Raw genomic sequence first — 13,556 nt, 5'->3', positions numbered from 1 at the left:
TGTTGCTGTTGCCGGGTGTCAGCCGGTGCGGTCGGCCGGTGCGAGGCGGGCGAGTGCACCGATTTCCAGGGCGGCCCACAGGGCGCCGTCCGGGCCGATGGTGATGCCGTGCGGTTCCGAGGCCGGGGTGGGCAGGTCGTGCACCGCGACGGCTCCGTCCACGGCGAGGGACCCGATGCGGTTGGCACCCCACTCGGTGAACCAGGCCGTTCCGTGCGCGTCGGTGGTGACGGCGTGGGGCCGGGCCGAGCGGTCGGGCAGGGGGTGTTCGGTGATCCGGCCGTCGGGAGAGATCCGGCCGATCTGGCCGGCGGCGATCTCGGTGAACCAGACGTCGCCGTCGGGGCCGACGGCGATCCCCACCGGGGCGGCGGCGTCGGTGGGCAGGTCGTGGAGGGTGATGCGGCCGTCCATGTCGATGCGTCCGATGGCGTTGGCCTGGTTCATGGTGAACCACATCGCGTCCTGTCCGGCGGCGATCGCGGAGGGGAAAGCGCCGTCGCGCGGCAGGGCGTACTCCGTGACCCTCCCGTCGAGGGCCAGCCGACCGATGCGGTCGGTGGCGGTCTCGGTGAACCACATCGCACCGTCCGGCCCCGCCGCGATCCCGAAGGGCCCGCACGCGGCGGTCGGCAGTGCGAACGCCGTGACTTCGCCGGCCGTGGTGATCCGGCCGATCCGGTGCGCCCGGTATTCGGTGAACCACAGCGCGCCGTCGGGCCCCGGGGTGATGACGGTCGGTCCGGTGCCGGGGTCCAGCTGATGGATGGCCGGTTGCCGGCCGGGCAGCAGGCGGCCGATGCCGCCGCTGTGCACCAGGGTGAACCACAGGGCGCCGTCCGGACCGGTGGTGATCCCGTACGGGCCGGCGTCGGGTCCGGACACGGCGTACTCCTCGACGGCCGGCGTCACCGCACCCGCTCCGGCCCCTCGCCCGGCGGCGGTGCCCTGCGGCGCTCCCGCCCTGCCGGTGCGGGCCGGCGTGGGATGAACGGTGTCCGGATCATGCGGCACGCGAGGTTCCTTCCGGAGGCGGGGTGATGTCATCGACGGTAGGGCCGGTCGTGCTGCACAGGCATCGGTCACCCCGACTTAACGTGACCGGCCACGGCCTGCCCGGCACCGGCCGGTGTTCACACAGCGGACATCGAGGGACCTGCCTTCCCGGCACCATCCCGGCAGGGAAATACAGGGGACTCGGCCCCCGATAAGTCGAACCCCTTCTGACCTGCATGTTTGCCGGACCAGCGAAATGGTGTTGCTTCACCCGCAAGGAGTTCCACGGGAACTCCACGGTCCGCGCGGTGCCGCGGTGCCGCCGCCGCGCCGGACATCGATAGGCTGGGCGCGGACCGATGCAAGGAGGATCTAGGACGATGGCAGGCAACACGGAGCCGTTGTCGCCGCGGGCCAAGCTGGCCGTGACGGCGGGCAAGGCCGCTGCGGCGGTGTCGCGGGCAGCCGGGCGGGGCAGCGGATCGGTGATCGGCGGCAAGGTTGCGCTGAGGCTCGACCCCGACCTGCTGGGGAGGCTCGCGCAGCACCTGGACGTGATCCTCGTGTCAGCGACGAACGGCAAGACGACCACGACCCGGCTGATCGCCGAGGCACTGCGGGCCGCCGGCCCGGTCGTGTCGAACGCGCTCGGCGCCAACATGCCCGCGGGCATCACCTCCGCCCTGGCCGGCGGCTCGGACGCGCAGTACGGCGTGATCGAGGTGGACGAGAAGTACCTGGCCGGGGTCGCCCGGGACACGACGCCCAAGGTGATCGCGCTGCTCAACCTGTCGCGCGACCAGCTGGACCGGGCCGCGGAGACCCGGATGCTGGCCGAGAAGTGGCGCGAGGGGCTGTCCGGCTCGAAGGCCGTGATCGTCGCCAACGCCGACGACCCGCTGATCGTCTGGGCGGCGTCCTCCTCCCCCAACGTGGTGTGGGTCGCGGCCGGCCAGGCGTGGAAGGACGACGCCTGGTCGTGCCCGTCCTGCGGCGGTGTCATGCAGCGTCCCGGCGACGACTGGTTCTGCGGCGAGTGCGGCTTCCGCCGCCCGGCACCCAGCTGGGTCCTGCACGGCGACTACGTCCTGGACCCGCACGGTTCGGCATGGCCGATCCACCTCCAGCTGCCCGGCCGCGCCAACAAGGCCAACGCCACCAGTTCGGCCGCGGTCGCCGCCGTCTTCGGGGTGCCGCCGCAGGTCGCACTGGAGCGGATGTACAAGGTCCAGGCCGTCGCGGGCCGCTACGACGTGGTCACCTTCCTCGGCCGTGAGCTGCGGCTCCTGCTGGCGAAGAACCCGGCGGGCTGGCTGGAGACGTTCTCCCTGATCGACCCGCCGCCCACCCCGGTGATCCTCTCCGTCAACGCCCGCGGGGCCGACGGCACGGACACCTCCTGGCTGTGGGACGTGGACTACACCCAGCTCGCGGGCCACCCGATCTTCGTGCTCGGCGACCGCAAGCTGGACCTCGCGGTCCGCCTCGAGGTGGCCGGTCTCGACTTCCGGGTCTGCGAGAACCTCGACGAGGCAGTGCAGTACGCGCCGCCGGGCCGCATCGAGGTCATCGCCAACTACACCGCCTTCCAGGATCTGCGCCGTCGTGTCGGCAACTGACCCCGGCCCCGGGCCCCTCCGGAGAGGACGAAGCATGAGCAACAACAGCCTGCGGCTGGTGTGGGTCTACCCGGACCTGCTGAGCACCTACGGCGACCAGGGCAACGCCCTCGTGGTGGAGCGCCGGGCCCGTCAGCGCGGTCTCGACGTGTCGCGCGTGGACGTGCGCAGCGACCAGCCGGTACCCACGTCCGGCGACATCTATCTGATCGGCGGCGGTGAGGACCGGCCGCAGCGGCTCGCCGCCGAGCGGCTGCGCCGCGACGGCGGTCTCAGCCGGGCCGCGTCCAACGGCGCGATCATCTTCTCGGTCTGCGCCGGGTACCAGATCCTCGGGCACGAGTTCGTCAACGACCTCGGCGAGCGCGAGCAGGGTCTCGGGCTGCTCGACGTGATCTCCACCCGCGGCGAGGGTGCGCGGTGCGTCGGCGACGTGCTCGCGGACATCGACCCGCACCTCGGGATGCCGCCGCTGACCGGCTTCGAGAACCACCAGGGCATCACCCATCTCGGCCCGACGGCGCGCCCCTTCGCCCGGGTGCAGTTCGGCCGGGGCAACGGCACCGGCGACGGCACCGAGGGCGCGTACAACGACACCGTCTTCGGTACGTACATGCACGGTCCCGTGATGGCGCGCAACCCGCTGATCGCGGACCTGCTGCTGAAGCTGGCCCTCGACGTGAACGCGCTGCCGCCCACCGACGACCGCTGGTACGAGGCGCTGCGCGCCGAGCGGATCGCCGCCGCCACACAGCCCGCCTGATGAGGCTTATTTCGCTCAGCTGAGCGAAGTCCAGCAGGCGGACGCCCGGTTCGATCCCGCCACCCTGCGCCGGTAGGGTGGCGGGATTCCAGCCGGACGACGTGGTCCGGTCGTCGGCCCACGTTGCAAAGGTTTCCCGGGCAATGCGAATTGGTGTGCTCACCTCCGGCGGCGACTGCCCCGGCCTCAATGCGGTCATCCGTTCCGTCGTCCACCGTGCTGTGGTCGACCACGGCGACGAGGTCGTCGGCTTCCACGACGGGTGGCGGGGCCTCCTGGAGTGCGACTACCGCAAGCTCGACCTGGACGCGGTCGGCGGCATCCTCGCCCGTGGCGGTACGATCCTCGGCTCCTCCCGGGTCCAGCCCGCGCATCTGCGCGGTGGCGTCGAGCAGGCCAGGGGCCATGTCGCGGACCTCGGTCTCGACGCGATCATCCCGATCGGCGGCGAGGGCACGCTCAAGGCGGCCAATCTGCTGTCCGAGGCCGGGCTGCCGATCGTCGGCGTACCGAAGACGATCGACAACGACATCGCCTCCACGGACGTGACCTTCGGCTTCGACACCGCCGTGGGCGTGGCCACCGAGGCCCTCGACCGGCTGAAGACGACCGCCGAGTCGCACCAGCGGGTCATGATCGTCGAGGTCATGGGCCGCCACACCGGCTGGATCGCCCTGCACTCGGGCATGGCGGCCGGTGCGCACGCCATCGTCGTGCCCGAGCGCCCCTTCGACATCGACGAGCTGACCGAGCTGGTCGGCCGGCGCTTCTCGGCCGGCAAGAAGTTCGCGATCGTCGTGGTCGCCGAGGGAGCGAAGCCGCGCGAGGGCTCCATGGAGTTCGAGTCGGGCGTCAAGGACGTCTACGGGCACGAACGCTTCGCCGGCGTGGCGACCCAGCTCTCGATCGAGCTGGAGCAGCGCCTGGGCAAGGAGGCCCGCCCGGTGATCCTCGGCCATGTGCAGCGCGGCGGTACCCCGACCGCGTACGACCGGGTCCTCGCGACCCGCTTCGGCTGGCACGCGGTGGAGGCGGCGCACCGCGGCGAGTTCGGCATGATGACGGCCCTGCGTGGCACGGACATCACGATGGTGCCGCTCGCCGATGCCGTGGAGACCCTGAAGACGGTCCCGGCCGAGCGGTACGCCGAGGCCGAGTGCGTGCTCTGAACGACACCGAGGACTGAGACTGCCCCCGGCCGCAACCGCGGCCGGGGGCAGTTCTACTCTGGTCGGGACAACCGGCACGAAACGGGGACGTCCCGGCGTCCCCATCGGGAGTGAACAGATGGATCACAGCGGGCACGGCATGAACATGGATCTGCCGCCGTTCACGCTGGGACGCGGGCTCCAGTTCTCCGCGGACCCGATCTTCCTGATCGGCTGCGTCCTCGCGGTGGTCCTGTACGGGTACGCGGTGATGCGGCTGCGCAGCCGCGGCGACAGCTGGCCGGTCAACCGGATCGTCTTCTTCGTGATCGGTGTGCTGACCATCGCCCTGGTGATGTGCACCAAGCTCAACGACTACGGCATGGTCATGTTCAGCGTGCACATGGTGCAGCACATGGTGATCAGCATGCTGTCGCCGATCCTGCTGCTGCTGGGCGCCCCTGTGACACTGGCGCTGCGTGCGCTGCCGGTCGCGGCGCGTGGCCACAAGGGGCCGCGCGAGCTGCTGCTGATGCTGCTGCACAGCCGGTTCATGAAGATCGTCACGCATCCGGTGTTCACCATCCCGCTCTTCATCGCCAGCCTGTACGGCCTGTACTTCACCCCGCTGTTCGACTACCTGATGGGCTCGACGGCCGGGCACCTGGTGATGATGCTGCACTTCCTGGCGGTCGGCCTGGTCTTCTTCTGGCCGATCATGGGCATCGACCCGGGGCCGCACCGCCCGGGATACCTGCTGCGGATGCTGGAGCTGTTCGCCGGAATGCCGTTCCACGCGTTCTTCGGCATCGCTCTCATGATGGCCTCCCAGCCGATGGTCGAGGTCTACAAGAGCCCGTCGGCGTCCCTCGGCATCGACGCCCTGTCCGATCAGAACGCGGCGGGCGGCATCGCCTGGGCGTTCAGCGAGATCCCGTCGGTGCTGGTCCTGCTCGCGCTGGTCTTCCAGTGGTACCGCTCGGATCAGCGGACGGCGAAGCGCTCGGACCGCGCCGCGGACCGGGACGGGGACCAGGAGCTGCACGCGTACAACGCGTATCTCGCCTCGTTGCAGGCGCGCGGACAGTAGCGGTGGACATGCCTTCGGGGTGACGATGGCATCCACGGCCGCGCGGCCGGCGAGGAGCGTGCGCGCATGTCCGGATCCACGAAGGCAATGGGAGTACTCACCGTAGGGGCACTGGTGGCGGTCACCGCCTACACAGTGGCGCTGGGGAGCAACGGCTGGCTCTGGTTCGGCTGGGTGGTGCTGGGGCTGATCACGATGGGAATGGTCGCCACTCGCGAGACCTGAGCCGGCCCGGCGCCCCGGGCGGACTCAGAAGCGGAACACCGGCCCGGTGGCCGCGTGCATCGCGCACGGGCTGGGGAACGTGCGCCGCCAGGCGATGGCCGCGCCCCGCCAGAAGCCCTCGGCGGTGACGGTCACCGGGTCGTGCTCGCCGGTGCACGGATGCGGATCGCCGGGGAGTGCGTCGAAGTCGCCGTCCGCCGCGTCGAGCGCCGCACAGGCACCTGCCGCATCGGGGTGCCGGTCGTCAGGGCCCGGCGGGCAGTGCAGCGCGACCCCGCGGATCCAGGTGTTCCCGCTGCCCGAGACGGTCAGGAAGAGCCCGCGTCCCGGATCCGGGGACGGCGCGGCCCCGGCGGGCACGGGCGCGCCCAGGGTGAGCAGGGCGGCGGCGGCAAGAGCGGTGCGCACACGCATGGCGGGCTCCCGGATCAGTGGCACGGGCTTGCGGACCCGGCCAGACCACCCCGGGGCGGCCGCGGAGACAAGCAGCCTCGCCGCGCACTCCGCCGCCCGGCCCGGCGGGCGGGTCCGGTCGGAGTACCGGTGACAGCATGCGTACGCCCGGACGGGGCCGGTCGGCGGCACCCACCGAGCGCCTGCCCCGAGGTGGGCGGCCCGGCCCCTACAGTTCGGGCCACAGCGCTGCCGGAGTGGCGGCCGGGCCCGAGGAGTTCGCCATGGGGAACCGCGCAGGGAAAGTCGGGTCCATGATCGTGGCGGGCCTGCTGGCCGTCACCCTCGGCGGCTGTTCGGACAGCGACGGGGACAGTGGGGCGGCCTCCTCCTCACCGTCCGCGTCCGCCACGTCGAGGTCCGGTTCCGCCGCGCCGTCGTCCGGCACCGTGGCGTCCGCGTCGACTCCGCTCGGCACCGTCCTGGTCGACGCTGACGGGCGGACCCTCTACCTCTGGGAGGCGGACTCCTCGGGGAAGTCGGCCTGCAACGGTGACTGCGCGAAGGCCTGGCCGCCCCTGACCGTCAGCGGGAAGCCGGTCGCAGGCAAGGGCGTGCAGGCCGGCCTGCTGGGCACCACGACACGGGACGACGGCAGCAAGGAGATCACCTACAACGGGCACCCGCTGTACCACTACGCCGGAGACACGAGCGCCGGTGACACCAACGGCCAGGGATCGAACGGATTCGGTGCGGCCTGGTACGTGGTCGGCCCCACCGGGAACAAGATCACCAAGCCCGCCCCGTCCGCATCCTCGTCCTCGCCGTCGTCCGGAACCGGAGGGTACTGACCCGTGCTCCGCACCCTGCTGCCCGCCCGTGTCCGCGTCGCCGTCGTGGCGTCGGCCGCCTGCCTGGTCGCCCTGGCCGGCTGCTCCGGCGGTGGCGGCGGCTCCTCGTCGGCCACCTCTCCGGCCCCGCGCCCGTCCTCGCCCTCCGCGAGCGGCAAGGCACTGATCACCATCAAGGACTTCTCGTTCCACCCGGCCGCCCTGACCGTCGCCCCCGGCACCAGGGTCACCGTGATCAACAAGGACGCCACGGCCCACACCGTGACGGCCACCCGCGCCAAGGCCTTCGACACGGGTGACGTGAACCCCGGGCAGACGGTCACCTTCACCGCTCCCGCCGGGGCGGGTTCGTATCCCTACATCTGCACGATCCATCCGACCATGAAGGGATCACTCACGGTCCGCTGAAACGGCCGCGTCCGCGGCCGCGCACCCCGGAACCCCGGCGGCGCGACAGCTCGCGCGTACGCAGTCGCGTACGCCGGTCGCGCCCGGCCAGGCCCCACGGACCCGGCCGTCCCACCCGCACCGAACGGCCCCGGTGTCGCTCTCCGTCGACGGCATGACACGTGCGACCGATTCCCCCCGTGCCCCGGTGACCGCAAGCGCCCGTCCGCCACCGCCATCGCGCGCTCACACTCCGCCGTAACGATGCCCCGTTCACGTACCTCTTCCGCCAGGGGTTCTCCCCCGACACTCCCGCCACGGCGCCGCACCCGCGCCCCCGCGAACGGCGCCGGCCTTCGACGAAGGCCTGCACCGATGCCGCATCGGCGCAGGATTCGCGTACGTCACCGACCGCATCCGCGCCCAGCCCCGGAGCCAGGACCGCTGCGGAGCGCCCTCCGCACCATCCCTGTGCACATGCGAACACCTCCTGTCCGCTCGACAGGAGCTCCCGCAGGCCGTCACCCAGCGGCGACGGACGACCCGCCGCCCCGGCCGTGAACGTCACGCCGGCCGGGTTCGGCGCACGGCCCCGCAGAGCCACAACTGGGCTCCATGGAGCGCCCGTTCGTTGCGTGGCCGAGTTAACGCGCTCGTAAGGCAGTTGTGATTTAAGTCTTGACAGGTGCCTATCACCACGCCACTTTGGGAGCGCTCCCACAATCAAGACTTGCACACTCCACTCCCCTCCCTTCTCCCCCAACACCGGGTGGCCACAAGGGCGTTGCGGGGCGCTGCCGCGCTCCCCGCAATGCTCCGAGCTGCCCGGCCGAGGAAGGCGTTTGTCATGAGCTTGGTGAAGCGCTGTAGGCGCCGCCGCACCAGAGGGCTCCCGACCCTGCTGGTCGGCACCCTTGCCCTCGCCACCAGCCTGGCGGGCGGACCGGCGACAGCGGCCCAGCAGGGCACGCTGCATGAACTCGCCGCCGCCCAGGGCAGGTACTTCGGCTCCGCCACCGACAATCCCGAACTGCCCGATGCCGCCTACGCGGCGACGCTGGGCTCCGAGTTCGGGCAGGTCACCCCGGGCAACTCCATGAAGTGGGACACCACCGAGCCGGCCCGGGGGCAGTTCGACTTCACCAAGGGCGACGTGGTCACCGACTTCGCGCGGCAGCACGGCCAGTCCGTGCGCGGCCACACCCTCGTCTGGCACAGCCAGCTGCCCGGATGGGTCACCGCGCTTCCGTCGGCCCAGATCGAGGCGGCCATGGAGAACCACATCACCGAGGAGGCCACGCACTACCGCGGTGCGGTCACCGCCTGGGACGTGGTGAACGAACCGTTCAACGAGGACGGGACCTTCCGCACCAGTCCGTTCTACACCGCCATGGGCAGCGACTACATCGCCACCGCGCTGCGCGCCGCGCACGCCGCGGACCCGGACGCCAGGCTGTACCTCAACGACTACAACATCGAGGGGCTCGGCGCGAAGAGCGACGCGATGTACGCGCTGGTGAACGAGCTGCTCGACGAGGGCGTGCCGCTCGACGGGGTCGGGATGCAGGCGCACCTGGCCGTGCAGTACGGCTTCCCGTACGAGATGCGGGCGAACATGCAGCGGTTCGCCGACCTCGGCCTCGACGTCGCCGTCACCGAACTCGACGTGCGCGTGCAACTGCCCGCCGACGCGGCCGAGGTGGCCACCCAGTCCACGTACTACCGGCGCGTGGTCGAGGACTGCCTGGCGGTGGAGCGCTGTGTCGGCATCACCGTGTGGGACTACACGGACAAGTACTCCTGGGTCCCGGGCACGTTTCCCGGCGAGGGCGCGGCCGGCCTCTACGACGAGAACCTCCTGCCGAAGCCGGCCTACGACGCGGTACGGACCGCGCTCGGCGGCGGCGAGGAGGGCGGCGGCCCGGGCGCGCTGAAGGTGTTGTACCGGAGCAACGACTCCTCGTCGGCCGACAACCAGATCAAGCCGGGTCTCCAACTCGTGAACACCGGCGGGTCCGCGGTCAGCCTGTCGTCGGTGACGGTCCGGTACTGGTTCACCGGCGGCAACGGGGCTTCCACATACAGCAGTTGGTGCGACTGGTCCGCACTCGGCTGCTCCACGGTCACCCACCGGATCGCCGCCATGGACACCCCGGGAGCCGGCGCCGACCACTACCTCGAAGTGGGCTTCACCGGCGGCACTCTGGCCCCGGCGGCCTCCACGGGCGAGATCCAGCTGCGCCTGAACAAGACGGACTGGTCGAACTTCGACGAGTCGGACGACTACAGCCACGGCACCGGCACCTCGTACACGGACACCGGCAAGATCGCCGTCTACGTCGGTGGTGAGCTCGTCGGGGGCATCGAGCCCTGACCGGCGACCGCCACGTGACGCACGCGCATCGCTTCTCCCGCTCACCCCCTCTCCCGCTCCTCTCTCCCCCAACGACACCCGCCAACGGAGGATTTGTGTCGATATCACGTAGAACATTCAGCAGCGCCCTGGGCGGCAGCCTGCTCGCCATGGGTGTGGCGCAGGGCACCGCCGTCGCCAGGCCCGCCACTCCGGCGGGCGGCAGCGGCGCCCGTGCCGCAGCGGCGGACGACCCCTACACCCAGGCGTTCCTCACCCAGTACGGCAAGATCAAGGCGGCCGCCAACGGCTACTTCAGCCCGGAAGGTCTCCCGTACCACTCGGTCGAGACCCTGATGGTCGAGGCGCCGGACCACGGCCACGAGACCACGTCGGAGGCTGTCAGCTTCTGGATGTGGCTGGAGGCGGCGTACGGCCGGGTGACCGGTGACTGGGACCCGTTCAACGCGGCCTGGGCGGTGGCGGAGAAGACCATCATCCCGCAGCACGCCGACCAGTCGACCAGCGGCTCGTACAACCCCGCGGCCCCCGCGACCTACGCACCGGAGCACCCCCTGCCGGACGGCTACCCCTCCGCCCTGGACAGCACGGTCAAGGTCGGCACCGATCCGCTCGCCACCGAACTCGCCGCTTCCTACGGGACGATGGACGTCTACGGCATGCACTGGCTGATGGACCTGGACAACATCTACGGCTACGGCAACAAGCCGGGCACCGGTGGCGAGTCCGGGCCGGGCGCCGGGGCCTCGTACATCAACACCTACCAGCGCGGTGCGCAGGAATCGGTGTGGGAGACGGTCCCGCAGCCCACCACCGATCTCTTCAACTACGGCGGCCCCAACGGATATCTCGATCTGTTCGTCGGCGACGCCAGCTACGCCAAGCAGTGGAAGTACACCAACGCGCCGGACGCCGACGCCCGCGCGGTACAGGCTGCCTACTGGGCGTTCCGCTGGGCCTCGGACCAGGGCAAGGGGAGCGAGGTCGCGGCCTCGGTCGCGAAGGCCGCCAAGATGGGCGACTACCTCCGCTACGCCATGTTCGACAAGTACTTCAAGCGGATCGGCGACTGCACCGACCCGGCCTCCTGCCCGGCCGCCTCGGGCCGGGACTCCCAGCACTACCTGCTGTCCTGGTACTACGCCTGGGGCGGCGCGGCCGGGGGCAGCGGCGGCGGCTGGGCGTGGCGCATCGGTGACGGCGCCTCCCACCAGGGCTACCAGAATCCGCTCTCCGCCTGGGCGCTGTCCAACGTACCGGCGCTGACCCCCAAGTCGGCCACGGCCAGGGGCGACTGGTCCAAGAGCCTGACCCGGCAGCTGGAGTTCCTGACCTGGCTGCAGTCGAGCGAGGGCGCGTTCGCGGGTGGCTGCACCAACAGCTGGGAGGGGAGTTACAGCAAGCCGCCGGCCGGTACGCCGACCTTCTACGGCATGGCCTACGACTGGCAGCCGGTCTACCACGACCCGCCGAGCAACAACTGGTTCGGCTTCCAGGCCTGGGGCATGGAGCGCGTGGCCGCGTACTACTACGTCACCGGCAACGCGTCCGCGGAGGCGGTGCTGTCCAAGTGGGTGGCCTGGGCCTCGGCCGAGACGACGGTGGGTGCCGACGGCACGTTCCGCTTCCCCTCCACCCTGAGCTGGACGGGTCAGCCGGACACCTGGAACGCGACGTCCCCCGGGGACAACGCGGGCCTGCACGTCTCGGTCGTGGACTACGCCAACGACGTCGGCGTGGGCGCCGCGTACGTCAAGACGCTGACCTACTACGCCGCCAAGTCGGGGGACGAGGACGCCGGGGCGCTGGCCAAGGCGCTGCTGGACGCGATGGCGCTGAACACCACCGACAAGGGCATCTCGGTGCCGGAGACCAGGAAGGACTACAACCGGTTCGACGACGAGGTGTACATCCCGGCCGGGTGGTCGGGCACCATGCCGAACGGCGACACCGTCGAGCCGGGTGCCACCTTCCTCGACATCCGCAGCTGGTACAAGGACGACCCGGACTGGCCGAAGGTCCAGGCGTACCTGGACGGCGGCGCGGCGCCCACCTTCACCTACCACCGTTTCTGGGCACAGGCGGCGCTCGCACTGGCCTTCGCGATCTACGCGGAGCTGCTGGTGGAGGGCGGCGGCGAGCCGGGCGGGGACACCGAGCCGCCGACCGCGCCGGCCGGGCTCACCGTGACCGGGACGACGAACAGCACGGTGGCGCTGTCCTGGTCGGCCTCCACCGACAACGTCGCGGTGACCGGATACGACGTGTACCGCAACGGGGTGCTGGCGGGGAACGCGACCTCGCGGACGTTCACCGACCAGGACCTCGCCGCGGCCACCGTGTACAGCTACACGGTCGCGGCCCGGGACGCGGGGGGCAACACCTCGGCGCTGTCGGCCGCGGTCACCGCCACCACGAAGACCGGCGGATCCTCCGGCACCGGCGCGGTGAAGGTCCAGTACAAGAACACCGACTCCTCCGCCACCGACAACCAGATCAGGCTGGGCCTGCAGGTCCTGAACACCGGCAGCGCCCCGGTCGACCTGTCCACGGTGAAGCTGCGGTACTGGTTCTCCTCCGACGGGGCCCGAGCACCTTCGGTACGTACTGCGACTACGCCGCGCTCGGTTCGGCGAACATCACCCACAAGGTGGTCGCCGTCGCCGGCCCGAAGACCGGCGCCGACCGTTACCTGGAGGTCGGCTTCACCGGCGGCGCGGGCACCCTGGCAGGCGGCGCCTCGACGGGCGAGCTCCAGCTCCGCCTCAACAAGAGCGACTGGTCCAACTTCAACGAGAGCGACGACTACAGCCGGGCCGCCAACACCGTCTACGGTGACGCGTCGAAGGTCGCGGCGTACGTGGGCTCCACCCTCGCCTGGGGGATCGAGCCGTGAGCGGCCACCCCGTGAAGGGCGCGCCCGGGGGACGCCCCGGCCGAAGGTTCCCGGCGGTGGCCGGGGCGGTGGCGGCCGTCGTGCTCGCCGCGGCGTCGATGCTCACCGGCGCCTCGGCGGCGACCGCGGCACCGGCCACCGACTGCACCCCGTGGGGGACCACCGAACTGCAGGACGGCCAGTACCTCTACCAGCAGAACGAGTGGAACTCCGAGGCCGAGCAGTGCGTCGCCGTGGACCCGGACACGGGAGCCTGGAGCGTCACCAAGTCCTCGTTCTCCCTGCCGACGAACGGCGCCCCGGCCACGTACCCCTCCAGCTACAAGGGCTGCCACTGGGGCCTGTGCACCTCGGACAGCGGGCTGCCGCTGCGGGTGGACGAGCTGGAGAGCGTGCGCACCGACTGGTCGACCACCCAGGTCGGCTCCGGCGCGTACAACGTGTCGATGGACATCTGGTTCAACTCGGCGCCGGTCACCGACGACCAGCCGGACGGCACCGAGCTGATGATCTGGATGAACCATCGCGGCGGTGTCCAGCCGATCGGCTCCCGCACCGCCACGGTGCAGCTCGACGGCAGGACCTGGGACGTCTGGACCGGGCCTGGTGCCTCGGGCTGGAAGGTGATCTCGTACGTGCTCCAGGGCGGCGCCACCGCGCTCACCGACTTCGATGTGAAGGGCCTGATCGACGATGGCGTCGGGCGCGGCTCCATCAGCCCCGCGCACTACCTGATCGACGCGGAGGCCGGGTTCGAGATCTGGCAGGGCGGTCAGGGCCTGGGAATGAACGAGTTCTCCTTCGCGGCGAGCAC

The 13,556-nt window shown here is 71.0% G+C and carries 10 protein-coding genes and 2 pseudogenes; 10 read left to right on the top strand and 2 right to left on the bottom strand.

Going from position 1 to position 13,556, the window contains the following annotated elements; genetic code table 11:
- Positions 1–18: 18 nt before the first annotated feature.
- On the bottom strand, positions 19–912 hold the full coding sequence (locus LNW71_RS29980; protein WP_250972188.1) for a virginiamycin B lyase: 894 nt from the start codon (positions 910–912) through the stop codon (positions 19–21).
- Between the two features lie 464 nt (positions 913–1,376).
- Between LNW71_RS29980 and LNW71_RS29975 the strand changes: the two genes are divergently transcribed.
- The 5 genes from LNW71_RS29975 to LNW71_RS29955 all read left to right on the top strand — a co-directional run bounded on the left by LNW71_RS29975 (position 1,377) and on the right by LNW71_RS29955 (position 5,841).
- Positions 1,377–2,615 carry a MurT ligase domain-containing protein gene (locus tag LNW71_RS29975; RefSeq protein ID WP_250971055.1) on the top strand — a complete coding sequence of 413 codons (1,239 nt, stop codon included), beginning with the start codon at positions 1,377–1,379 and terminating at the stop codon, positions 2,613–2,615.
- A gap of 34 nt (positions 2,616–2,649) precedes the next feature.
- Positions 2,650–3,378: a glutamine amidotransferase gene (locus tag LNW71_RS29970; RefSeq protein ID WP_250971054.1), complete on the top strand. Its 729-nt coding sequence runs from the start codon at positions 2,650–2,652 to the stop codon at positions 3,376–3,378.
- 143 nt (positions 3,379–3,521) lie between these two features.
- The gene (locus tag LNW71_RS29965; RefSeq protein WP_250971053.1) at positions 3,522–4,547 is read left to right on the top strand and encodes a 6-phosphofructokinase; all 1,026 of its coding nucleotides are present in this window, start codon (positions 3,522–3,524) and stop codon (positions 4,545–4,547) included.
- A gap of 118 nt (positions 4,548–4,665) precedes the next feature.
- The gene (locus tag LNW71_RS29960; RefSeq protein ID WP_250971052.1) at positions 4,666–5,616 is read left to right on the top strand and encodes a cytochrome c oxidase assembly protein; all 951 of its coding nucleotides are present in this window, start codon (positions 4,666–4,668) and stop codon (positions 5,614–5,616) included.
- A gap of 66 nt (positions 5,617–5,682) precedes the next feature.
- The gene (locus tag LNW71_RS29955; RefSeq protein ID WP_148015273.1) at positions 5,683–5,841 is read left to right on the top strand and encodes a hypothetical protein; all 159 of its coding nucleotides are present in this window, start codon (positions 5,683–5,685) and stop codon (positions 5,839–5,841) included.
- A 24-nt stretch (positions 5,842–5,865) separates the two neighbouring features.
- On the opposite strand, the gene LNW71_RS29950 is transcribed toward LNW71_RS29955, so the two are convergent.
- Positions 5,866–6,255, bottom strand: coding sequence for an SSI family serine proteinase inhibitor (locus tag LNW71_RS29950; protein ID WP_250971051.1), 390 nt, complete (start codon positions 6,253–6,255; stop codon positions 5,866–5,868).
- Between the two features lie 263 nt (positions 6,256–6,518).
- Between LNW71_RS29950 and LNW71_RS29945 the strand changes: the two genes are divergently transcribed.
- The 5 genes and pseudogenes from LNW71_RS29945 to LNW71_RS29925 all read left to right on the top strand — a co-directional run.
- Entirely contained in the window at positions 6,519–7,085 is a 567-nt protein-coding gene (locus tag LNW71_RS29945; RefSeq protein ID WP_250971050.1) for a hypothetical protein, read from the top strand.
- Between the two features lie 3 nt (positions 7,086–7,088).
- A complete protein-coding gene (locus LNW71_RS29940; protein WP_250971049.1) occupies positions 7,089–7,493 on the top strand; it encodes a cupredoxin domain-containing protein in 405 nt (134 codons plus the stop codon).
- A gap of 826 nt (positions 7,494–8,319) precedes the next feature.
- A complete protein-coding gene (locus LNW71_RS29935; protein ID WP_250971048.1) occupies positions 8,320–9,846 on the top strand; it encodes an endo-1,4-beta-xylanase in 1,527 nt (508 codons plus the stop codon).
- Positions 9,847–9,986: 140 nt separating this feature from the next.
- Positions 9,987–12,742: pseudogene (locus tag LNW71_RS29930) on the top strand (glycoside hydrolase family 48 protein).
- 98 nt (positions 12,743–12,840) lie between these two features.
- Positions 12,841–13,530, top strand: a pseudogene (locus tag LNW71_RS29925) (hypothetical protein); the annotation flags it as partial.
- Positions 13,531–13,556: the final 26 nt, after the last annotated feature.

This window comes from Streptomyces sp. RKAG290, assembly GCF_023701695.1.
Lineage (GTDB): Bacteria > Actinomycetota > Actinomycetes > Streptomycetales > Streptomycetaceae > Streptomyces.
Note: the sequence above shows the minus strand (reverse complement) of the source record. Positions and strands in the feature narration are given on the sequence as shown.